The 20267-nt window shown below is 70.3% G+C and carries 21 protein-coding genes; 12 read left to right on the top strand and 9 right to left on the bottom strand.

What is annotated here, in order from left to right:
- Nucleotides 1-212 precede the first annotated feature (212 nt).
- Nucleotides 213-560, top strand: coding sequence for a hypothetical protein (locus tag AAHG09_RS11535; RefSeq protein ID WP_342107285.1), 348 nt, complete (start codon nucleotides 213-215; stop codon nucleotides 558-560).
- Nucleotides 561-575: 15 nt separating this feature from the next.
- Here AAHG09_RS11535 and AAHG09_RS11530 read toward each other — a convergent pair whose 3' ends face one another.
- Nucleotides 576-1088 (bottom strand): CreA family protein, encoded by a 513-nt coding sequence (locus AAHG09_RS11530; RefSeq protein WP_342107283.1) that lies wholly within the window; start codon nucleotides 1086-1088, stop codon nucleotides 576-578.
- Nucleotides 1089-1237: 149 nt separating this feature from the next.
- Here AAHG09_RS11530 and AAHG09_RS11525 point away from each other — a divergent pair, with 149 nt between their 5' ends.
- From AAHG09_RS11525 to AAHG09_RS11490, 7 genes are all read left to right on the top strand, one after another.
- The gene (locus AAHG09_RS11525) at nucleotides 1238-2317 is read left to right on the top strand and encodes a DUF2865 domain-containing protein (protein ID WP_412760020.1); all 1080 of its coding nucleotides are present in this window, start codon (nucleotides 1238-1240) and stop codon (nucleotides 2315-2317) included.
- A gap of 68 nt (nucleotides 2318-2385) precedes the next feature.
- Complete coding sequence (locus tag AAHG09_RS31930; RefSeq protein ID WP_412760019.1) at nucleotides 2386-4518, top strand: OmpA family protein; 2133 nt, start codon at nucleotides 2386-2388, stop codon at nucleotides 4516-4518.
- 91 nt (nucleotides 4519-4609) lie between these two features.
- Nucleotides 4610-5818, top strand: a complete 1209-nt coding sequence (locus AAHG09_RS11510) for an MFS transporter (protein WP_342107277.1) — start codon at nucleotides 4610-4612, stop codon at nucleotides 5816-5818.
- 80 nt (nucleotides 5819-5898) lie between these two features.
- Nucleotides 5899-6150, top strand: coding sequence for a type II toxin-antitoxin system ParD family antitoxin (locus AAHG09_RS11505; RefSeq protein WP_342107275.1), 252 nt, complete (start codon nucleotides 5899-5901; stop codon nucleotides 6148-6150).
- Nucleotides 6147-6437 (top strand): type II toxin-antitoxin system RelE/ParE family toxin, encoded by a 291-nt coding sequence (locus tag AAHG09_RS11500; protein ID WP_342107274.1) that lies wholly within the window; start codon nucleotides 6147-6149, stop codon nucleotides 6435-6437. Before AAHG09_RS11505 ends, AAHG09_RS11500 begins: the two co-directional genes overlap by 4 nt.
- A gap of 111 nt (nucleotides 6438-6548) precedes the next feature.
- A complete protein-coding gene (locus AAHG09_RS11495) occupies nucleotides 6549-7316 on the top strand; it encodes a class I SAM-dependent methyltransferase (protein WP_342107273.1) in 768 nt (255 codons plus the stop codon).
- A 106-nt stretch (nucleotides 7317-7422) separates the two neighbouring features.
- Nucleotides 7423-8709 carry a hemolysin family protein gene (locus AAHG09_RS11490; RefSeq protein ID WP_342107407.1) on the top strand — a complete coding sequence of 429 codons (1287 nt, stop codon included), beginning with the start codon at nucleotides 7423-7425 and terminating at the stop codon, nucleotides 8707-8709.
- On the opposite strand, the gene AAHG09_RS11485 is transcribed toward AAHG09_RS11490, so the two are convergent.
- Both AAHG09_RS11485 and gltX read right to left on the bottom strand, forming a co-directional pair.
- On the bottom strand, nucleotides 8706-8912 hold the full coding sequence (locus AAHG09_RS11485) for a hypothetical protein (RefSeq protein ID WP_342107272.1): 207 nt from the start codon (nucleotides 8910-8912) through the stop codon (nucleotides 8706-8708). The genes AAHG09_RS11490 and AAHG09_RS11485 overlap by 4 nt on opposite strands.
- Nucleotides 8912-10252 (bottom strand): glutamate--tRNA ligase, encoded by a 1341-nt coding sequence (gene gltX / locus AAHG09_RS11480; RefSeq protein ID WP_342107271.1) that lies wholly within the window; start codon nucleotides 10250-10252, stop codon nucleotides 8912-8914. The genes AAHG09_RS11485 and gltX overlap by 1 nt, the downstream gene beginning before the upstream one ends.
- A gap of 149 nt (nucleotides 10253-10401) precedes the next feature.
- Between gltX and AAHG09_RS11475 the strand changes: the two genes are divergently transcribed.
- A complete protein-coding gene (locus AAHG09_RS11475; protein WP_342107270.1) occupies nucleotides 10402-11679 on the top strand; it encodes an NAD(P)/FAD-dependent oxidoreductase in 1278 nt (425 codons plus the stop codon).
- Between the two features lie 3 nt (nucleotides 11680-11682).
- On the opposite strand, the gene AAHG09_RS11470 is transcribed toward AAHG09_RS11475, so the two are convergent.
- Both AAHG09_RS11470 and AAHG09_RS11465 read right to left on the bottom strand, forming a co-directional pair.
- On the bottom strand, nucleotides 11683-12153 hold the full coding sequence (locus AAHG09_RS11470; RefSeq protein ID WP_342107269.1) for a hypothetical protein: 471 nt from the start codon (nucleotides 12151-12153) through the stop codon (nucleotides 11683-11685).
- On the bottom strand, nucleotides 12153-12566 hold the full coding sequence (locus tag AAHG09_RS11465) for a hypothetical protein (protein ID WP_342107267.1): 414 nt from the start codon (nucleotides 12564-12566) through the stop codon (nucleotides 12153-12155). The genes AAHG09_RS11470 and AAHG09_RS11465 overlap by 1 nt, the downstream gene beginning before the upstream one ends.
- A gap of 201 nt (nucleotides 12567-12767) precedes the next feature.
- Here AAHG09_RS11465 and AAHG09_RS11460 point away from each other — a divergent pair, with 201 nt between their 5' ends.
- Genes AAHG09_RS11460 through AAHG09_RS11450 form a run of 3 tightly spaced genes read left to right on the top strand, consistent with a single transcriptional unit; the run spans nucleotide 12768 to nucleotide 15758 of the window.
- Nucleotides 12768-13400 carry a TadE/TadG family type IV pilus assembly protein gene (locus AAHG09_RS11460; RefSeq protein WP_342107265.1) on the top strand — a complete coding sequence of 211 codons (633 nt, stop codon included), beginning with the start codon at nucleotides 12768-12770 and terminating at the stop codon, nucleotides 13398-13400.
- Nucleotides 13394-14041, top strand: coding sequence for a TadE/TadG family type IV pilus assembly protein (locus AAHG09_RS11455; RefSeq protein ID WP_342107264.1), 648 nt, complete (start codon nucleotides 13394-13396; stop codon nucleotides 14039-14041). Before AAHG09_RS11460 ends, AAHG09_RS11455 begins: the two co-directional genes overlap by 7 nt.
- Nucleotides 14025-15758 carry a TadE/TadG family type IV pilus assembly protein gene (locus tag AAHG09_RS11450; RefSeq protein ID WP_342107262.1) on the top strand — a complete coding sequence of 578 codons (1734 nt, stop codon included), beginning with the start codon at nucleotides 14025-14027 and terminating at the stop codon, nucleotides 15756-15758. The genes AAHG09_RS11455 and AAHG09_RS11450 overlap by 17 nt, the downstream gene beginning before the upstream one ends.
- A 48-nt stretch (nucleotides 15759-15806) precedes the next feature.
- Here AAHG09_RS11450 and dksA read toward each other — a convergent pair whose 3' ends face one another.
- The 4 genes from dksA to AAHG09_RS11430 form a co-directional block, all read right to left on the bottom strand.
- Nucleotides 15807-16226, bottom strand: coding sequence for an RNA polymerase-binding protein DksA (gene dksA, locus AAHG09_RS11445; RefSeq protein ID WP_010683819.1), 420 nt, complete (start codon nucleotides 16224-16226; stop codon nucleotides 15807-15809).
- A 173-nt stretch (nucleotides 16227-16399) separates the two neighbouring features.
- Complete coding sequence (locus tag AAHG09_RS11440; RefSeq protein ID WP_342107260.1) at nucleotides 16400-17416, bottom strand: hypothetical protein; 1017 nt, start codon at nucleotides 17414-17416, stop codon at nucleotides 16400-16402.
- 2 nt (nucleotides 17417-17418) lie between these two features.
- Nucleotides 17419-18792 carry an MBOAT family O-acyltransferase gene (locus AAHG09_RS11435; RefSeq protein ID WP_342107259.1) on the bottom strand — a complete coding sequence of 458 codons (1374 nt, stop codon included), beginning with the start codon at nucleotides 18790-18792 and terminating at the stop codon, nucleotides 17419-17421.
- A gap of 97 nt (nucleotides 18793-18889) precedes the next feature.
- The gene (locus AAHG09_RS11430) at nucleotides 18890-20137 is read right to left on the bottom strand and encodes an Hsp70 family protein (RefSeq protein WP_342107257.1); all 1248 of its coding nucleotides are present in this window, start codon (nucleotides 20135-20137) and stop codon (nucleotides 18890-18892) included.
- Nucleotides 20138-20267 lie beyond the last annotated feature (130 nt).

The raw sequence follows: 20267 nt of genomic DNA, 5'->3' as shown, positions 1-20267 counted from the left end.
CAAGAACGGCCGAAACGTGGCGCGGCGGCGCGTGCCGCCCCCGCATCCTGTTGCATCGCCGCGACGGCGCGGCCCGCGCGATGGGGCTAACGCAAAAGCGTGAGGAATTCGAGAAGGCCCTCGGGCGATGCGGGTAAGGCTTCCTTAACCGCGCCGTCGGACCGTCCGGGCCACGAACCTCACGCCGCAGTTCCTGTGCTCAAGGACCCTCGATGCGACGCTCGTCCGCCGGTATCCTCGCCCTTGCCATCGCGTTCGCCACCGCCGGCCTCGCGCATGCCGCCCTGGCCGGCAGCGACGGCGAAACGCCCGCGAAGGCGCCGAGCCACGTAGAGAAGACCTTCCTCATCCCGTCGAGCGACGGCTACGGCGTCGGCGATTGCCTGACGACGCCCGGTAGCAGCTGCGGACAGGTCGTCGCCAACGCGTGGTGCGAGGCCCAGGGCTACGCAGCCGCCAATTCCTACGGCATCGCCGCCGCCGACGAGTATACCGGCGCGATCAGCCAGCCGGTTCCGGCGCCAGTGGAGCGGCCGATCCGCATCACCTGCCAGGACTGATCAGCAGCGCCGGCCCTACTTCATGGCGTCGGCACATTTCGGAGCCGGCTCCGTTCCCCAGGGGGCGAGCGGCACCGCCGAGGTCGAGTTCTTCGGCGAGCCCTGGATCACCTTGTCGGAATAGACCATGTAGATCAGCGTGTTGCGCCGCGTATCGCAGCCGCGCACGATCTGCATCGACTTGAAGATCAGCGAGCGGCGCTCGCTGAACACCACCTCGCCCTGGCTGAGCTTGCCCTTGAAGGCGACCGGCCCGGTCTGGCGGCAGGCCAGCGAGATGTCCGAGACATCCTCGGCGAGACCCAGCGTGCCTTTGATCCCGCCCTTCTCGGGCTGCGTGTACCAGCAGGCGACGCCCGCCACCGCCGGATCATCGATGCCGTAGACCACGAGCTTGTCGTTCGGCGTTAGCGGACGCCAGACCGTGGACTTGTCGAAGATCCGGTCCGGCTCCTGAGCCGCCACGGATCCGGCCGCGGCCAGCCCGAGGGCCAGGACGCCAACATAGGTGAGACTCCGAAACCACATCGCCGGCCAATTCCCCCTCAAGCTTGTCGATGAGATGTAGGAGGGGTGTCGCCGTCCGGCGAGGGGGCGTAGGATCCGGATGCTTCGGCCCCGAAGCGCGGATGCGCGCCGCCTGGCCTCTTCGGAACGTAGCGTACCCGGTCCACGCGATGCATCCTTTGCTTCACCGTCCGATCGTCCGTTCGCTCGGCCGCGCCGTCCTGAGCGCAGCTCTCGTGCTCGGACTGGCCAGACCCATCCTGGCGCCGGCTGCCGCGCAGGAGGCCCAGGCGGCCCCGCCCGCCGCCGAGGCGCGGCCCGCGCCGCAGATGCCCTCCCCTCAGTGCCGACGCTATCGGGCCGAGCTCGCCTCGATCCAGAGCGGCGCCAGCACTACGCGGGCGCTCGACGACGAGATCGGGCGGCTGGAGGCCTACTATCGCGGCCTCAACTGCAGCGAGAAATTCCTGTTCTTCGATACCCGCCCGCCACAATGCGGCGCCGTCGAGCAGCGGATCCGCGCCCTGAAGGCCACGTATGGCGGGGCGGTGCTCGACGACGATGGGACGCGGCGGCGCGAGCTCCAGAGCTTGGTGGCCTCCACCTGCCCGGCGCGGGAAACCTACGCGGCGAGCGGCGAAGCCTATGCCCGCGGCGGCCCGCAGATGGTCTGTGTCCGGACCTGCGATGGCGGCTTCTTCCCGATGCGCAACCTGCCCGAGGGCCGCGGCGGCGCCGACGAGATGTGCCAGGCCCTCTGCCCCGGCACGGAGGCGCAGGCCTATTCCATGCCCTACGGCGACGATGCCCTGAAGCACGCCGCGACGGTAAAGGGCAGCCGCGCCTACACGAGCCTCGCGAACGCGTTCAAGTTCCGCAAGGAATTCGTCCCGAACTGTTCCTGCAAGCCCGAGGGCAAGACCTGGGCGCAGTCGCTGGTCAAGGCCGAGAGCATGCTGGTCCGGCACAAGGGCGACATCTTCGTGACACCGATGCAGGCCGAAGCGCTCTCGCGCCCGAAGGTGCGGCTGACCCTGGTCGGCCGCGCCGACCGGACCGCGGCGGAACTGGCCGCGGATGCCGCCGGACGCGCCGGCGTCGGGGCGAAGGGCGACGGCGGGGCGGCGGATATCGACAAGGGCTGGGTCGACCCCGAGGCCAAGGCGTCGGAGCCCGCCAAGCCGGATCACGTCGCCGTGCGCATCATTGCCCCGAACGTGATCGCGGTTCCCCAACGTCTGACGCCCTAGCGCCCTGAGGCAGGGAACCAATCGCGGCGTCCCGTGTTCGGCTCGGCTTGAACCGACACGAGGCCTTGATGCGGCTCCTGCGTTTGCTCCTCCTGACCGGCACCGTTCTGCCGTCGCTGACCTTCCTCCAGCCGGCCGACGCGTCGCCGGGCCGGATCTTGCTGGCGCAGGGCGGACCCGAGGAGCGTGGCCCCCGGGGCGGCGAGCCTCCGCATGGCGGCCCGCGCCCGGAACGCCCGCCGCAGGAACGCCCCGGCCCGCCCCCCGGCCCACCGGCCGGACGCGAGCGGCCGGAGCCGCGGCCGGAGCGGGCCGCCCCGCCGCCGCGCGAGCGTCCCGAGCCCCCGGCCCCGCGTCAGGCGGAACCGCCGCAGCGGGAACGGGCACCCGAGCGCCGGCCGGAACCGCAGGCCCCGCGCCCGCCGGCCCAGGAGAGGCCGGAGGCACGGCCGGATCGCCAAGAGCAGAGACAAGAGCAGAGACAAGAACAGAGACAGGAGCAACGCCAGCAGCAGCGGCAGGAACAGCGCCAGGAGCAGCGCCCGCCGGACGCCCGGCCGAACCGTCAGGAGCGTCAGGAGCGTCAGCCCGACCGTGAGGATCGTCAGCCGGATCGGCCCGGTCCGGATCGGAACGGCGGCCCCGGCGCTCGGCCCCAGCCGGGCAACGAGCGGCCACCGGCACCGCCATCGCCGCAACAGGGCCCCGACCGTGACCGGCGCGCACCCGATGCGGATCGCCCGAACCCGCCCCAGGGCGGACCGGGACGGCCCGATGCGCGGCCCGACAGCCAGCGCGACACCCCCCGCGAGAACCGCACGCAGCCGGGCGCCGGCCCGGCGGGCGCAGAGCCCGGCCGTCCCGCGCCGCCCAATGCGGCCCCCGGAGCCCCCGGTCAGCCGGCCCAACGCCAGGATCTGCGGCGCCAGGATCCTCAGCGTCAGGATGTGCAGCCCGGTGACAGGCCTCCGCCCAACGGCGCGCCCGGCGCAGAGCAGAACCGTCCGGCTGCGCCGAACATGGCTCCCGGCGTGCCCGGACGGCCGTTCCAGCGCCAGGACGCCCAGCCCGACGGCCGGCCGCAGCCGAATGCCGGCCCCGGCTCGGAGCCGGGCCGGCCCGTGCCGCCCAATATGGCCCCCGGCATTCCCGGCCGGCCGTTCCAGCCGCCCGGTCCGGCCGGCGGCCCCGGCGGGGCTCCCGGCAACGGCGCATTCAACGCGCCGGGTCAGCCCGGCTATGTCCCGGGCGGCTTCCGCCAGGACGACAACGTCCGGAGTTTCGAGCAGGTCGTGCGCGACCGGCGCGAGTACAATGAGGACGGCCGGACCTACTATCGCGAGCCCGGGCGCATCATCGTGCGCGACCGCGACACGTACCTGATCCGCCACGACGAGAACGAGCGCTTCCGCTACCTCGACCCGCGCGGCTACCGCTTCGAGCGCCAGGGCGCCGACTTCTACAGCTACCTCGACCGGCCCGGCGGCGAGCAGGTCGTCACCGTGACGGCCGATGACGGACGGCTGCTGCGCCGCTACCTCCGTTACCGGGACGGGCGCGAACTCGTGCTGATCGACAACACCTATGCGGGTCCGATCCGCCCGGTCTACGAGGACGTGGTGGTTCTGCCGCCCCCGGACATCCGGATCCCGCGGGACCGCTACATCGTGGATTACGCGCAGGCCGATGAGGGCGAGGTCTACGAGGCGCTGACGGCGCCGCCGGTGGTGCCGGTCGAGCGCCGCTATACCCTCGACCAGATCCGCTACAGTCCGGATCTGCGCGCCCGGATGCGCGCGGTCGACATCAACACGGTCACCTTCGACACCGGGTCGTTCACCGTGACGCCCGATCAGGCGGCGAAGCTCTCGGTGATCGCCGCCGCGATGAACCGCGCGATCCAGGCCAACCCGCGCGAGGTCTTCCTGATCGAAGGCTTCACCGATGCGGTCGGCTCCGCGATCGACAACCTGTCCCTCTCGGACAGACGTGCCCAGGCGGTGGCGACCGTGCTGACCGAGCAGTTCCACGTTCCGCCGGAAAACCTGACGACCCAGGGCTACGGCGAGCAGTACCTGAAGGTGAACACGCAGGGCCCGTCGCGGGAGAACCGCCGCGTCGTGGTCCAGCGGATCACGCCGCTGCTGCAGCAGGGGCAGGCGCAGGGCGGCCAGGCAGCGCCGCCGCCGCCGCCGCGCTAAGCCAGCCGCCGCGCAGGCAAACCCTGCGCGGCAGTTGACGGTCGAGCGGTGACGTCCCACCACCGGTCGTCAACAGCGGTATGGGACGGGCATGGACAGCGAAGCGGACGGGCGGTTGATCCGGTCGGGCACACCGGTCTTCCGCCGCACGGCGCTGGCGCTGGCAGCCGCCGGGTTCTCGACCTTCGCGGTGCTGTACGCGGTCCAGCCCCTCCTGCCGATCTACGCCGATGATTTCGCGGTCTCGCCGGCCGAGAGCAGCCTCGCCCTGTCGCTGCCCTGCGGCCTGCTGGCCGTGGCTCTCCTCGTCGTCAGCCCCCTTTCGGAGGTATGGGGCCGCAAGCCCGTGATGCTGGCCTCGTTGCTGGCCTCGGCGCTGCTCACCATCGTGGCCGCCCTGGTGCCGAGCTGGCACGGATTCCTGGCTCTCCGCGCGCTCACCGGCCTGACGGCGAGCGGGCTGCCCGCCGTCGCCATGGCCTATCTCGCGGAGGAGATGGATACGAAGGCCATCGGCCTGTCGATGGGCCTGCTCGTCGGCGGCAACGCGCTGGGCGGCATGTCGGGGCGGCTGATCAGCGGCGTCATGGCCGATCATGTCGGCTGGCGGATCGGGCTCGCCACCATCGGGGTCCTGGCGCTGGCCGCGGCGGTCGCCTTCTGGCGCTGGCTGCCGCCCTCCCGGAGCTTCGTGGCCCACCGCATGGCGTGGCGCGAGGTGCCCGGCAGCTTCAGCCACCATTTCCGCGATGCCGGGCTGCCGTGGCTGTTCGTCGAGGCGTTCCTGCTGATGGGCGGCTTCGTCTGCATCTACAACTACATCGGTTTCCGCCTGCTCGATCCGCCCTTCTCGCTGAGCCAGACGGTGATCGGCCTGATCTTCTCGGTCTATCTCGCCGGGATGGTGAGCAGCCCCGTCGCCGGCGAGCTCGCCAGCCGCTTCGGCCGGCGGCGGGTGCTGTGGCTCGCCACGGGGCTGGCGCTCACCGGCATTCTGCTGACGCTCTCGGAACAGATCCTGCTGATCATCCTCGGGGTCGTGGTCACGACGATCGGCTTCTTCGGCGCGCATTCCGTGGCGAGCAGCTGGGTCGGCCGGCGGGCGCTTCGCGACCGGGCGCAGGCCTCCTCGATCTACCTGTGCTTGTATTATCTGGGCTCCTCGGTGCTCGGAACGGCGGGCGGCTGGTTCTTCGCCCATTCCGGCTGGACCGGCGTGGTTGTGTTCGTGGGCGGGCTCTACGGGCTGGCGCTCGTCGTGGCGCTGCGGCTGTCACGCTTGGCGCCGCTGACGTCTTGAACCGGCCCAGCGACGGCGGCTGACCTCGACCTTGGCAAACCTTGCCAATCTCTGGCATCGTCCGACGCGGAGGTGTCGGTATGGCGACCATGAACATCTCGTTGCCCGGTCCCCTGAAGGCCTGGGTCGAGGCGCAAGCCGGCACGGGGCGCTACGCGAATGCCAGCGATTACGTGCGCGACCTGATCCGGCGGGACCAGGAACGCCACGCCGGAATCGATGACCTGCAACGATTGATTGATGAAGGATTGGCGAGCGGCGTCAGCGACCGCTCGGAAGAGGACATCCGACGCCTCGGGCGGGAGCGATTGGCGGCCCTCCGGACCAAATGATCTTCCGGACGACCCCGCAGGCCGATGCGGACATCGCCGACGCCTATGCTTCGGGCGCGCTGCGATTCGGGGAGGCTCAGGCCGAGCGGTATCAGGACGAACTGTTCGATACGTTCCGGATGCTGGCCGCCAATCCGCGGATGGCGCGCGAGCGGCATACCTTCAGCCCACCGGTCCGGCTCCATCCCTACCGAGCCCACATCGTCGTCTATGTCGAACAAGCGGCAGGCATCCTCATCGTTCGCGTCCTGCATGGGCGGCAGGATTGGGAACGGGTGCTCGCGTGAGGATCAGACCTGCATGGTTTGCCGAGCTTTGGCGATTGCGGAACGCGCTGGCGCGCGGCATCGTCCCGGCGACATTCCCCAGGCAAGCCGTCTGAAACGAGAGACAAGCCCATGACCGGGCGCGACCACGCCAGCCACGTCGTCGACCAGTTCGGCGCGCAGGCCGCCGCCTACGTTTCGAGTGCGGTCCATGCCGGCGGCGCCGATCTCGACCGGATCGGCACCCTGATCCGCGCGCTTCCGGCGCCGCGGACCCTCGATCTCGGCTGCGGCGGCGGCCATGTCGCCTTCGCGGCCGCGGCGGCCGGCGCGGCGGTCACCGCGTACGATCTGTCGGCCGAGATGCTGGCAGCCGTCACCGCCGAGGCGGCCCGGCGCGGTCTGGACCGGATCGAGACCCGCCAGGGCGCAGCCGAGTCGCTGCCCTTCGCGGATGCGAGCTTCGACGCGGTGCTGACCCGGTTCAGCGCCCACCATTGGCGTGACGTACCGGTCGCCCTCGCGGAGGCCCGGCGGGTGCTGAAGCCCGATGGGCTGCTCGTCGCCTGCGACGCGGTGGCCCCCGAGGATCCGCTGCTCGACACGCATCTCCAGGCGATCGAACTGCTGCGCGATCCCTCCCATGTGCGCGATTACCGGCTCTCCGAATGGCGCGCCATGCTGGAGGCGGCGGGCTTCGCGCACGGCGCCGTGCTGGCGAGCCGCCCGCGCATGGAATTCGCGAGCTGGATCGCCCGCATGCGCACGCCGCCGACCCATGTCGCGGCGATCCGCGCGCTCCAGGCCGCCGCCGCCGCCGAGGTCACGGCGCATTTCGGGATCGAGCCGGACGGCAGTTTCCTGCTCGATTCGATGCTGATCGAGGCGCACCCGTACTGATCCGAGGCTTGGCCGTTGCGCACGGGGCACGGCGGTCCCATCTTGCGTATCCGCGCAACCAGAGGAAGCCGACCCCGCCCTGCGGGGACCGGCTCGATGACCCGGCCTGATCGAGCTCGTCACCGTCGTCCTGCTGATCGTGCTGAACGGCGTGTTCTCCCTCTCGGAGCTGGCCCTCGTGTCGGCGCGCAAGAGCCGGCTGCGCGCGCTGGCCGACGAGCGCCGGGCGGGCGCGAAAGCCGCGCTGGTTCTTGCCGAAGAGCCGGGGCGCTTCCTGTCCACGGTGCAGATCGGCATCACGCTGATCGGCATCCTATCGGGCGTGGTCTCGGGTGCCGCGCTCGGCGACCGGCTCGCCATCATCTTGATCGATCTTGGCCTACCGCGGGGCTGGGCCGACACGCTGGGCTACAGCCTCGTGATCGGCGTGATCACCTACCTGTCGGTCATCATCGGCGAGTTGGTTCCCAAGCACCTCGCCCTGCGCAATCCGGAGCGGATCGCCTGCGCGGTGGCCCCCGGCATGCGCGTGGTCTCGAAGGTGGCGCTGCCTGCCGTCTGGCTGCTCGACGCCTCGACCCGGGCCGTGTTCCGCCTCATCGGCCAGGAGACGGAGAGCGCCAGCGCGGTCACCGAGGAGGAGATCCGCAGCCTCGTGGCCGAGGCGGAGACCGCCGGCGTGATCGAAGGCGACGAGCGGGCGATGATCTCCGGCGTACTGCGGCTCGGCGACCGGCTGGTCCGCGGCGTCATGACCCCGCGCACCGACGTGGCCTGGATCGATCTCGCCGACGATCCGGCGGCGATTCGGGCGCGGGTCCTCGCGAGCCCCCACGCCCGGCTGCCGGTCGCCGATGGCGGCCCCGATGCGATGATCGGCGTCCTGCAGGTGCGCGACCTGATCGGCCCGCTGTCGCGGGGCGAGCCCCTCGACCTGCGCGCGCACCTGCGCAAGGCGCCGGTTCTGCCCGACACGCTCGACGCGCTCGATGCTCTGAACGTCCTGCGCAATGCCCCGGTGCCGATGGCGCTGGTCCACGACGAATACGGCCATTTCGACGGGCTCGTCACGCCGGCCGACATCCTCGACGCCATCGCGGGCGCGTTTCCCTCGGAACAGACCGAGCCGGATGCGGTGCGCCGCCCGGACGGTTCCTGGCTGATCGCGGGCTCGATGCCGGCCGACGAATTGGCCGACCAGCTGGGTTTGAGGCTCCCGCCGTCGCGCGACTACGCCACCGCGGCCGGCCTCGTCATCGCCACGCTCCAGCGCCTGCCGGAAACCGGCGAGACGTGTGAGATCGCCGGCTGGCGATTCGAGGTGGTGGATCTCGACGGACGCCGCGTCGACAAGTTGTTGGCGACGCGATTGGAAGAGGCTGAGTCGGTTTAGAGTCGACCGCCCTCGATGAGGTTGCGAGCCTTCCGCATCACCGTATCATGACCGACGACGCGGCCGGCGCGCGAGGCCGCTAGGCCCTCCTCGATCTGCGCGATGATCGCGCTTCTATCCCGGTCGGTTCGCTCAGACAGGCTGGCGGCCTTGGCCGGCACGTCGGTCGACAGCTTGGCAACCGATATGGAATGGTTCGCCATCACGCCGCCTCGCCCGCGAGCCGCCGCGCCGCCCGGTCCCGACCGATCAGCGGCAGCAGACCGGCGAGGTCGGGCCCGTGCTCAAGCCCGGTGAGGGCGAGCCGGAGCGGCATGAACAGGCCGCGACCCTTGGCGCCGGTGCGGGCGCGGATCTCGGTCGTCCAGGCCTTCCAGGTCTCGGGTCCGAAGGGCTCCGGCGGCAGGCTGTCCTGCGCGGCCGCGATCACGGCCGGTTCGGTGAGCACCGGCTCCACCGGGCCGGCGACGACGCGCCACCATTCGGCCGCCTCCGGGACCCGGGTGAGGTTGGCCCGCACCGCCAGCCAGAACGCCTCCGCGCGATCCGCCGGGATGCCGAGCTGTGCCAGCCGGTCGGCCACCTCGGCATACGGCATGGCGTGGACGAGGCGCGCGTTGAGACCGTCGAGCTCCGCCGTATCGAACCGGGCCGGGGCCCGGGAGATCTCGGCCAGGTCGATCAGGCCGGCCAGCGTGTCGAGATCGGGCACGGCCCGCACCGCTTCGGCCGAGCCCGTGAGCACGGCGAGGGAGCGCACCGCGGCGGGCTCGTAGCCGGCCTCGCGCAGGCCGCGCAACGACAGGTGGCCGAGCCGCTTCGACAGCCCCTCCCCGTCCGCCGTCGTGAGGAGGTTGTGGTGGCCGAACACCGGCACGGCGGCGCCCAAGGACTCGAAGATCTGCACCTGCACGCCGGTGTTGGTGACGTGGTCCTCGCCGCGGATCACGTGGGTGATGCCGAGATCGGAATCGTCCACCACGGAGGGCAGCGTGTAGAGGTAGCTGCCGTCGGCGCGGATCAGCACCGGATCGGACAGGGACGCGCAATCGACATGGGCCGGCCCGCGGACGAGGTCGTCCCAGGTCACGGTGCGGGCCTCGAGCAGGAAGCGCCAGTGCGGCCGGCGGCCCTCGGCCTCCAGGGCGGCGCGCTCCTCGGCGGTGAGCTTGAGGGCCGCCCGGTCGTAGATCGGCGGCTGGCCGCGGCCGAGCTGGCGCCGGCGGCGGCGCTCCAGTTCGTCTTGCGTCTCGTAGCAGGGATAGAGCCGGCCGGCGGCGCGCAGGCGATCGGCGGCGGCATCGTGCTGCGCCGTCCGGTCGCTCTGCCGGGCGAACAGGTCGGGCTCGATGCCGAGCCACGCCAGATCCTCCCGGATCGCCTGGGCGAACGCCTCGGTCGAGCGCTCCGCATCGGTATCGTCGAGGCGCAGCAGGAAGCGTCCACCGGTCCTGCGGGCGAACAGCGCGTTCAGAAGAGCCGGACGGGCATTGCCGATATGGAGGTAGCCGGTCGGCGACGGGGCGAAGCGGACGAGAGTCATGATCCGCTCCATAGCCGATCTTCGGCCCGCATGATGCAGGACTTCGCGGGCTCGGCCCCACGCCCGATTCATGGCGGCCTGCGATCGGGGCGCTACCCAGGGTGGCGGAAACCCGTCAGAAGGCACGGCTTGGTGGGGGACGGGGCGCAATGGCGACGGACGAGACGGCCGACATCGCAGTGATCGGCGGCGGCATGGTCGGCTTGGCCAGCGCGATCGCGCTGAGGGATCGCGGCCTCGACGTGGTCCTGTGCGATCCCGGCGAGGCACGCGCCCGGACCTCCTACGGCAATGCCGGCGTGGTCAGCCGCGGCTCAATTCTGCCGATGTCGAGCCCGGCCCTGTGGGGCAAGCTACCGGCCTATCTGCGCAACGCCGACCGGGGCCTGCGCCTGAACTACGCGCACCTGCCGCGGATCCTGCCCTATACCGCGCACTTCTTGGCGAGCGCCCGCGCCGCGCGCTGGCGCCGGGCCGCCGAGGCGCTTTTGCCGCTGACGAGCGCTGCCTATCCCGCCCATGAACGCCTCGCCGCCCGGGCCGGGACGGGCGACCGACTGCAGCGGACCGGCTGGCTGAAGGCCTACCGCACCGAAGCTGCCTTCGCGGGTGCCGCCCTGGAGCGCGAGATCCTGGCCCAGCATGGCGTCGCCTTCGAGATCCTCGACACAGCCGCCCTGCGCGCCCTGGAGCCGGCCCTGGTCCGACCCTACGCCCGGGCGATGCTGCTGACCGAAACCGGCTCGGTGCGTGAGCCTGGCCGGCTGATCGAGGCCTGTGAGGCCTTGTTCTCCGGGCTCGGCGGGCGCCGCCTGCGCGGCAGCGTCGTGCGGCTCGCGCCGGAATCCGACGGCTGGCGTGTCGATCTGGACGCCGGCGCGGTTCGGGCGCGGCAGGTGGTGCTTGCGGCGGGTGCGGCCTCGGGGGCGATCGCGCGGACGCTCGGCTACCGGTTCGCGGTGGCGGCCGAGCGTGGCTACCACCGGCATTACGCGCTGCATCCGGAGAGCCCGCCGCTGACCCGGCCGGTGCTCGACACGGGCGCCGGCTCGATCCTGTCGCCGATGGGCGAGCACCGGGTGCGGGTGCTGTCGGGCGTGGAGCTCAACGCCCGCGAAGCCGCCCCCGATCACACCCAGATCGAGGCGGCGTCCCGCGAAGCGGCCGGGACCCTGCGGCTGGGCGGCCCCCTCGACAACGTGCCGTGGCTCGGCTCCCGCCCCTCGACGCCGGACGGCATGCCGGTGATCGGCCGTGCGCCCCGGCATGGCGGGCTGCTCTTCGCCTTCGGTCACGGCCATATCGGCCTCTCCACCGGTCCGATCACCGGGGAGATCGTGGCCGACCTCGCCACCGGCCGGATACCGGCGGTGCCGGTGGCGGCGTTCGCGCCGGAGCGGCTGCTGCGCTGGCCGCGCCTGATCTGAGGCTTACCGCCAATCGTAGGGATTGTACGGGTCGAGCGCCGCCTGGATCTTCCGCAGGATCGCGGGCTGGCGCTGGAGGTCCACATCGCGCGCGAGGGCGCGCAGGAAGGCCCGGGGTCCGTGCTCCAAGTCGCGGGTGAGGCCGTCATAGCGGTCGGACGGCTCGACATGGGCCGGGTTCACCGCGACCCGGTACGCGAGCCCGCAGGTCGGCGCATCGACGCCGAGCCGATAACAGATCCGCACCCGGGCGAAGGGGGCCTCCGGGCGATAATCCACGCGGTACCCACCCAGCCGGAAGGCGCCGCCGGTCACGCGCTCGGCATAGGCGAGCGTCTGGGCCACGGTCGCGAACCCGTCGGTGCGGCGGTCGCGCACGAGGTCGATGGCGGCGCGCTCGCTCGGCACGGGCGATTGCGCGCAGGCCACTGTGGAGACCAGGGCGCTGAAAAGCGCGGGGATAAGGGCTCGCATCACGGCTTCTTCATGCAGACGGCGACGGGCTCGGCATCCTTGGCGGCCTTGGCGGTCATGTCGAGGCAGCCGACCGTGGCGACCCCGTCCGTGATGGTCACGGACGGCAGCACCGCCATGCCCCGGCAATAGGCGCCAATCAATTCTTCGTCACGGCGGCAGGCCACGTCCAGCCGGATCTGGCTGCTGACGGCCGGACCGGGCGGCCCCGCGGGCCCGGCGGGCCCCCGTTCACCGGTGGAACCGCGTTCGCCCGTCGCCCCGTTGAGCCCGGCCGGCCCCTGCGGCCCGGCCGGGCCCTGTTCGCCCTTCGGCCCAGGCGGGCCGGCGGGACCCGGTTTCGCCCTGTCGCAACCCGCCAGCGCGAGCGCCACGATCGTGATGGCCAAGATCGCGGTCAGTGGGCGTTTCATCGGGATCTCCGGCCAAGCCTTCGCTTAAAAGTGGAGCGAACCTCCGGAGCGTCAATCGCGCGGCGTGGTGCCAAGACCTGCGATGAACGAGGCAACGTCAGGATGGGTGCCAGACGGATCAGTTCCGGATTCGGATTAAGTCTTTGGTAAAAGCTAGATCCTACTAAAACAACGGGGCTTTCCTGTCGTAAATCCCGGCGCATGGCAGACCAAGAACCAACGTTTCTCGGCAGAGTCAGAACGTTCGGTTGGCAACTGGCGCGCCTCAAAGGCGATGCCGGTGGGGCCGCGGCGGTAGAGTTCGCCCTCGTGAGCCTGCCCTTCCTCGCGCTGTGCGGCGCGATCTTCCAGGTCGCGTTCCAGATCTGGGCGACGCAGAACTTCGATCGCACCCTGCAGAATGCCGTGCGCACGATCTTCACCGGACAGTTTCAGCAGGCGAATGCCGGGCAGACCGACGCCACCAAGCTCCTGGCCGCCTTGAAGACGACGATGTGCGGCCCGGCCAACGCCACCGTGGTCAACATCTTCAACTGCCAGGCCGTCAAGATCGACGTCGCGACGGCCAGCACCTTTTCGGGCGCGTCGCCCTCGACGCCGGTCAATGCCGCGACCGGCACCTGGAACACCAGCTTCGGGACGAACTATGCCTGCGCGGCGCCCGGCACGATCGTGATCGTCACCGCCGCCGTGCAGTTCCCGACCTTCTTTAACCTGATGGGCCTCAACACCCGCCAGTTCACGACCGGGAGCGGCGCCGGGTCGAGCCTGCTGGTCTCGACCGCGGTCTTCCGCACGGAGCCGTACCAGACGAACGGGACGAGCCCGTGTTGAGGCGCTTTGTCCGCACCGTCGGACGGCTGCGGCGCGACCGCCGTGCGGCGGCGGCCGTCGAGTTCGCCGTCGTCCTGCCGGTCCTGCTGGCGATCTGGGCCGGCATGACGGAGCTGGCGCACGCCATCGACGAGTGGCGCAAGCTGACCCTGTTCGCTCGCACCGTAGCCGACCTGACCGCCCAGGGGGATACGAAGAACCCGATCAGCACGACGCTGATGAGCGACATCCTCGCCTCCTCGACCGCGGTCATACGCCCATTCAACACCGCGAATGCCAAGATCGTGGTCAGCGCGATGGGCGTCGGCCTGACGAGCGCGACCCTGACCCCGACCGTCTGCTCCAGCTATGCCAGCGGCAACGCCACGGCCCGCGCGACCGGTCTGGCGAGCAACCTCACCGTACCGGCCGGCTATCAGACGCCGGGCATGCGCTACATCCTGGCCGAGGTCAGCATCACCTATGCGCCGATGATCGGCGGCGCCCTGGTGAAGCTCGCCAACGGCGTCAGCAGCACCATCACTTTCTCCAGCGTCGTCCCGTGGCCGACGCGGGGCGGGAAGACCTACGGCAACAACATCTACACCGAGGTGGTGTTGCCCGGCTCGAACGCGGCGGCGTGTGATGGCTCGACTCCGTAAGCCTATCAGCCGCCTCGCGCGGGACCGTCGCGGCAACGTGGCGCTGCTGTTCGCCTTTCTCAGCATACCGATGCTGATGATGGGCGGTGCGGCCATCGACTACGGCTTCGCGACCCGCCTTGAGACGAAGCTCCAAGCCGCAACGGACGCCACCGCGCTGCTCCTCTGCCAGACCCCCATGACGACGAGCACCGCGGACCTGAACGCCCTGGCCAAGACGACGATGACCGGCGCCATGGGCACGGCCAATCTCGTGGTCGATCCGCTGATCGTCACCAACGATCCGCGCCAGATCACCCTCACGGCGCACAAGCTGTCGACCACCTTCTTCAGCAAGCTGACCGGCACCTCGCGGATCAACCCGGGCGCGACTTCGCAATGCGCCACGCCAATCCCCAAGACCTTCGAGATCGCCCTGGTGCTCGACAATACCGGCTCGATGGCGGCGTCGAGCGGCGGCCAATCGAAGTTGCAGGCGGTGCAGCAGGCCGCCACGAACTTCGTGAATTACGTCTACACCAACACGTCCTTCAGCAGCGCGACCCGCATCGCGATCGTGCCCTTCGCCGGGGCCGTGGCGGTGAATCCCGCGACCTACCGGACCGCCAGCTGGATCGACCAGTACGGGCAATCGAGCCTGCACTGGAGCAACGTCCTCTCGCCCGGCGGATCGAATTTCACGAGCCGGTTCGACATCTTCGCGAAGCTTCAGGCTTACAGCGGCCAGAGCAGCTGGGGCTGGGGTGGGTGCCTGGAGATGCTGCCCTACCCGCTGAACACTCAGGACAGCGCCCCGACGTCGGGCAACAAGGATTCTTACTTCGTCCCGCTCTTCGCGCCGGATGATCCCGGCGACGCCAGCAGCACGGGCCGCTACTTCAGCGACTCCAGTGGCACATACTATTCGTATAACAGCTACATCGACGACGACAGCAGCCTCACCTACGGCAGCTGCTCGATCAATAAGAACCTCACCTACAACGCCTCCTTGGGCCGGGCGTGCAAGTACGTGATCCCACGGAATACCACGACCAGCACTTACGTCGGCATCCCGAACGGCCCGAACTTCGGCTGCACGACGCAACCGCTCCTGCCGCTCACCACCGACCAAACCGCGCTCAAGACGCTGATCGGCAAGATGGCGCCGCTGGGCTCGACCAACATCTTCGAGGGCCTGATGTGGGGGTGGCGGACGCTCTCGCCGAAGAGCGTGTTCTCGACCGCCTACTCCTCTGCGAACCCGGCCACGAGCGCGCCGGCCGCCTATACGACGACGTCCAGCTCGTCGAACGCCTCGGCGATCAACAAGATCATCATTCTGATGACCGACGGGACGAACAGCTGGACCGCCAACCCGAACGCGCCGACCGGGTCGCTGTATTTCGCCGCCGGATTCTTCCAGAACGCCGACACCTCGAGCGCCAATCCCCGGATGCCGCCGGGGCAGTACCAGAACGTCTCTGACACCAACAGCGCCCGGAACGCCCTCGACGCCCTCACCGCGACGGCCTGCGACAACGCCAAGGCGGTCAACATCTCGATCTACACGATCGGGTTCAGCATCCCGTCCGACCCGATCGATTCAACCGGCCAGGCGCTCCTGAAGAAGTGCGCCTCCTCGGCAAGCCAGTTCTTTATCGCCAACACCTCGGACGATCTGATCGCGGCTTTCCAGAAGATCCAGTCGAGCATCGGCGCGCTGCGGCTGACGCAGTAAGGCCGCCGGGCCTCGCGGCAGCTGGGTGCGGCGCCGACGAGCGCCCGGTCAATCGTCCCGGTAGACCCGCTCCCGCCGTTCGTGCCGCTCCTGCGCTTCCAGCGACAGGGTGGCGATCGGCCTTGCATCGAGGCGGCGCAGGGAGATCGGCTCGCCGGTCTCCTCGCAGAAGCCGTAGGAGCCATCCTCCAGCCGGGCGAGCGCAGCGTCGATCTTGCCGGTGAGCTTGCGCTGCCGGTCCCGCGCCCGCAGCTCGATCGCCCGGTCGGTCTCCGACGAGGCGCGATCGGCGAGATCGGGATGGTTCTCGTTCTCGCTCTGGAGCGCGACCAGGGTATCCTGCGCCTCGCGCAGGATGTCGTTCTTCCAGCTCAGCAGCTTGCGCCGGAAATATTCGCGCTGCCGGTCGTTCATGAAAGGCTCGTCGTCGGACGGGACGTAGCCGTCCTCCAGCGTCACCTTCGCCATGCGTCACCCTCGCTGGAATCGAGCCGCCCACCAGGGGATGGCCGGTGTGCGGCGATAACGTGAGGTGCCGTATAGTCGAGGTGCTCTATCGCCACAACGCGGACTGGACCAACGGCTTTCAAGGGCCGTCCCTATACCGTCGCGTGCGGCAATCGGGTCACGGTACAGACCTTTTATTCTGTCATCTGTGTTCGCAGGCGAATGACCGCATCGGCGATCTCCGATGTCAGAATCCGGGCGAGCGGCAGCCTGTAATGGGTCTGGTCGAAGAACTGGTCGGGATCCGAGGCTTGCGGGCGCCCGTCGCGCCAGTCCACCACCGTGCTCAGCGGGTGTGTCGTCAGCACGGTGCGGACCTGCGATCGGCAGGCCGCTTCGGCATTCGCCCGGGGGCTGCCGGCCGGCGGCTCGGCCCGCGCGTAGACCGGAGGAAACACGACCACCACAGGTGTCTGCCCGGGGATGCGGGCCAACTCGGCCCGCAACCGCTCGGCGATCGGGAACGGGCCGCCATGGTGCGGTTCCGGCGCCGGGCCGACCGGTTTCTCCAGAGCCGCCTTCTTGGCGGGGTCGATGCCGAAGCCCTGGCTCAGATAGTTGCGCTCGTAATCCCACCAGCCGTCGGGCGCGGCCACCTTGTGGCGCGGGTTCAGCAGCCAGCCGAGGCGGTTGATCGTCTCCTGCGCGGCCGGGTAGCGGATGAGGCCCTTGAGATAGTCGGGCCAGTCTCCGAGCAGCCAGTAGGGAAAGCCGTGCTCGCTCGGGAAGGCGGGATCGTCCGCGCACCAGAAGGCATCGGCCGACAGCACGAGGGCGGCGGGCCGGGCGTGGTGCTGGAGATACCAATCGAGCACCGCGAATTGCTCCATCGGGCCGGTCGCCGGCACCGAGAGCTGGACGAACGGGATGCCGGTGAGCCGGCTCAGCGCCGCCGGCTCGATGAGCTGGATGTGCGAATTGCCGATCACCGCCCCCGTGTAGGCCGGGTCGCGCCCGCGCACGGCCGAGGCGGTGCGCGGGCCCTGCGGCCGGACGGCCCCACGCGACAGCACCATCGAGCGGCCGGTGTCGTAGGGATCGACCAGCACCGCGAGCGCCAGATAGGCCGCGAAGATGCCCACCACGGACAGCAGCAGGACGCGGGCGAAGCCGCGCCAGTCCGGGTTTGTGCTGGTTGGAGTCGCTGCCATCCTTAAAACTGGAAGTAGATGAACTCGTAGTTCGCATCGTCGCCGATCTTCAGCAGGACGAGGACGAACAGGAGCGCGAAGCCGAAGGCGAGCCAGCGCCGCGGCGGCAGCCGATGGACCGCCTCCCAGGCGGTCGGCCCGATCGTGGCCACGAGGGCGGCGATCGCGATGGTGCGCCACTTGAAGCCCGAGCCCTTCGGGGCGAACCCGAACAGGCCCTTGAACACGATGAGCGCGGCCTCGAAGCTCGTCGCGCGGAACAGCACCCAGGTCAGCACCACGAACAGGCTGGTCAACAGCCAGCCGATCGGCGCCGGGATCGCGACCCGCGCCCGGCGCGCCAGCACGCCGGCCCCGAGGCCGACACCGTGCAGGGCCCCCCAGGCCAGGAAGGTCAGGCCCGCCCCGTGCCAGAGGCCGCCCAGCGTCATCGTGGCGGCGAGCGCCCCGACCTGCCGGGGCAGCCCGTGCCGGTTCCCGCCCATCGGGATGTAGAGGTAGTCGCGCAGGAAGCGCGACAGGGTCATGTGCCAGCGCCGCCAGAAGTCGCGCAGCGAAGTGGCGCGGTAGGGCGCGTCGAAGTTCTGCGGCAGCACGAGGCCGAACAGCAGCGCGATGCCGAGCGCCATGTCGGTGTAGCCGGAGAAGTCGAAATAGATCTGGAAGGTGAAGCCGAGCGTCGCCTGCCACGCCTCGACCACGGTGACGGCCTTGCCGGCGGCGGCCGCCTGGAACACCGGGTTGACGTAGGCGGCGAGCGGATCGCCCAGGAAGACCTTCTTGGCGAGGCCGACCGCCAGCAGCATCAGGCCGCGGCTGAAGCGCTCCGCGGCGTCGGGGCGCGCGTAGGGCTCCGCGTCGAACTGGTGCATGATCTCGCTCCAGCGCACGAGCGGGCCGGCGAGAACCTGCGGGAAGAACGCGATGTAGAGGGCGTATTTCACGAGCCCGAAGCCCGGCGCCCGGCCGGCCCGCAGGTCGGCCAGATACATGATGTGGTGGAAGGTGAAGAACGAGATGCCGAGCGGCAAGGCGAGCCCGAGCCGCGGCGCTTCCAGGCCTGGGATCAGGTTGGCGAGGTCGGCCGCGAAATCGAGGTACTTGAACACCCCGAGGAGCACGAGGTTGGCGGCGATGGCCGCCGGGATCAGCCAGCGGCCGGGCCAGCGGCGATAGAGGCGCGCGACGCACCAGTTCGCCAGGATCGAGCCGGCGAGCAGGGGCACGAAGCGGATGTCCCACCAGCCGTAGAACACGAAGGACAGGCCGACGAGGAGCGGCAGCCGCCAGCCCGGCGCGGCCCGCGCCACCAGGGCGTGCAGGATCAGGGCGGCCGGCAGGAAGACGAGGAGGAAGACGAAGGAGTTGAACAGCATCGGGCGAGGCGGCGAACCGGATTGGCCGCCAATGTTTCCGATCGGTAACGGGCCGCCTTGTCGGGGATCGGGGGCGGCCCGTCAATGACGCGGCAATTCAAAGCCCCCGCCGTGCCGCCTCGATCGTCAGCCCCAGCCCGACCGAGCCGAAGATGTCGCCCTCCACCACCCGGGCGGACGGCAGCGCCGCGGTCAGCGCAGCGCGCAGATGCGGCAGGCCGGTGGAGCCACCGGTCAGGAACAGGGCGTCGATCCGCTCCGCCGCAAGCTCGGCCTGGGCGAGGCAGCGTCCGATCCGGGCCGCCACCGCCCGGGCGAGATCGCCCGTCTGGCCGGCCAGCGTCCCGCGATCGAGCCGGGCGGCGAGCCCGCGCTCGATCAGACCGAGATCGAGCTCCGTGTCGCCCCGCTCGGAGGCGGCGATCTTGGCGCCCTCCACGGCCCCCGCCAGGGCGTGACCGCGCTCGCCCTCCACGGCCGCGTGGAGCCGCTGGACCAGTTCGGGCCGGGCGCAGTCGCGGATCACCTCGTCGATCTCGCGCAGGGTTTTCGGGTTGTAGAGGCGGTTGATCGCCGACCACGTGGCGAGGTCGTGGAAATAGGCGTTCGGCACCGCGAGGTCGCCCCGGCGCATCGGGCTGCCGAGGCCCAGCAGCGGCATCACCGTGCCGAGGCTGAGCTGCCGGTCGAAATCGGTGCCGCCGATGCGCACGCCGTCATTGGCCAGGATGTCGCCGGCCCGGTCGGGCCTCCCCCGCCGCTCCGGCGACAGGCGCACGATCGAGAAGTCCGATGTGCCGCCGCCGATATCGGCCACCAGGGCGATCTCTTCCGACCGGACCTGACGCTCGTAGTCGAGCGCAGCGGCGATCGGCTCGTATTGGAACGACACCTCGCGGAAGCCGACATCGCGGGCGATCTCGCGCAGCGTATCCTCGGCGCGGCGGTCGGCCTGCGCGTCACCGTCGACGAAATGGACCGGCCGGCCGTGGACCACGCTGTCGAGGGCTTGGCCGCTGGCCGCCTCGGCCCGCGCCTTCACCTCCGCGAGATAGCGGGCGATGATGTCGCGCAGGCGCAGGCGCTGGCGGCCGACCGGCGTCGCCTCGTCCATCAGCGGCGTGCCGAGCACGGATTTCAGGCCGCGCATCAGCCGCCCGGATCGACCCTCGACATAGGCCGCCGTCGCCGCCCGGCCGATCACCGGATCCTGGCCGAGTTCGAAGAAGATCGCGCTCGGAATCGTCCGGTGCGATCCCTCCAGCGGCAACAGGGTCGGTCCCTCGGGACCGAGATGCCCCAGGGTGGTGTTCGACGTACCGAAATCGAGGCCGCAGGCCGCCATCGTGTCGCAGATCCAGGTTCTGTCCGGGAGGGGCGTGGCCGTACAGGGCCGGAGCGCCGCGGTCCAGGCCGGAAACAGCGGGGCTGGTATCGCGGGAAGCGTGGACAGCGCCCCGGCGGACCGTCCGCAG

Source organism: Methylobacterium guangdongense (genome assembly GCF_038442355.1).
GTDB lineage: Bacteria > Pseudomonadota > Alphaproteobacteria > Rhizobiales > Beijerinckiaceae > Methylobacterium > Methylobacterium guangdongense.
The sequence above is the reverse complement of the archived record's forward strand: the minus strand, read 5'-3'. Positions and strand labels throughout refer to the sequence as shown.

Bases quoted from the DNA above. Each gene is read 5' to 3' on its own strand.
- AAHG09_RS11535 (WP_342107285.1), top strand. From the start codon at position 213: ATGCGACGCTCGTCCGCCGGTATCCTCGCCCTTGCCATCGCGTTCGCC.
- AAHG09_RS11530 (WP_342107283.1), bottom strand. From the start codon at position 1,088: ATGTGGTTTCGGAGTCTCACCTATGTTGGCGTCCTGGCCCTCGGGCTG.
- AAHG09_RS11525 (WP_412760020.1), top strand. From the start codon at position 1,238: ATGCATCCTTTGCTTCACCGTCCGATCGTCCGTTCGCTCGGCCGCGCC.
- AAHG09_RS31930 (WP_412760019.1), top strand. From the start codon at position 2,386: ATGCGGCTCCTGCGTTTGCTCCTCCTGACCGGCACCGTTCTGCCGTCG.
- AAHG09_RS11510 (WP_342107277.1), top strand. From the start codon at position 4,610: ATGGACAGCGAAGCGGACGGGCGGTTGATCCGGTCGGGCACACCGGTC.
- AAHG09_RS11505 (WP_342107275.1), top strand. From the start codon at position 5,899: ATGGCGACCATGAACATCTCGTTGCCCGGTCCCCTGAAGGCCTGGGTC.
- AAHG09_RS11500 (WP_342107274.1), top strand. From the start codon at position 6,147: ATGATCTTCCGGACGACCCCGCAGGCCGATGCGGACATCGCCGACGCC.
- AAHG09_RS11495 (WP_342107273.1), top strand. From the start codon at position 6,549: ATGACCGGGCGCGACCACGCCAGCCACGTCGTCGACCAGTTCGGCGCG.
- AAHG09_RS11485 (WP_342107272.1), bottom strand. From the start codon at position 8,912: ATGGCGAACCATTCCATATCGGTTGCCAAGCTGTCGACCGACGTGCCG.
- gltX (WP_342107271.1), bottom strand. From the start codon at position 10,252: ATGACTCTCGTCCGCTTCGCCCCGTCGCCGACCGGCTACCTCCATATC.
- AAHG09_RS11475 (WP_342107270.1), top strand. From the start codon at position 10,402: ATGGCGACGGACGAGACGGCCGACATCGCAGTGATCGGCGGCGGCATG.
- AAHG09_RS11470 (WP_342107269.1), bottom strand. From the start codon at position 12,153: ATGCGAGCCCTTATCCCCGCGCTTTTCAGCGCCCTGGTCTCCACAGTG.
- AAHG09_RS11465 (WP_342107267.1), bottom strand. From the start codon at position 12,566: ATGAAACGCCCACTGACCGCGATCTTGGCCATCACGATCGTGGCGCTC.
- AAHG09_RS11460 (WP_342107265.1), top strand. From the start codon at position 12,768: ATGGCAGACCAAGAACCAACGTTTCTCGGCAGAGTCAGAACGTTCGGT.
- AAHG09_RS11450 (WP_342107262.1), top strand. From the start codon at position 14,025: ATGGCTCGACTCCGTAAGCCTATCAGCCGCCTCGCGCGGGACCGTCGC.
- dksA (WP_010683819.1), bottom strand. From the start codon at position 16,226: ATGGCGAAGGTGACGCTGGAGGACGGCTACGTCCCGTCCGACGACGAG.
- AAHG09_RS11440 (WP_342107260.1), bottom strand. From the start codon at position 17,416: ATGGCAGCGACTCCAACCAGCACAAACCCGGACTGGCGCGGCTTCGCC.
- AAHG09_RS11435 (WP_342107259.1), bottom strand. From the start codon at position 18,792: ATGCTGTTCAACTCCTTCGTCTTCCTCCTCGTCTTCCTGCCGGCCGCC.
- AAHG09_RS11430 (WP_342107257.1), bottom strand. From the start codon at position 20,137: ATGGCGGCCTGCGGCCTCGATTTCGGTACGTCGAACACCACCCTGGGG.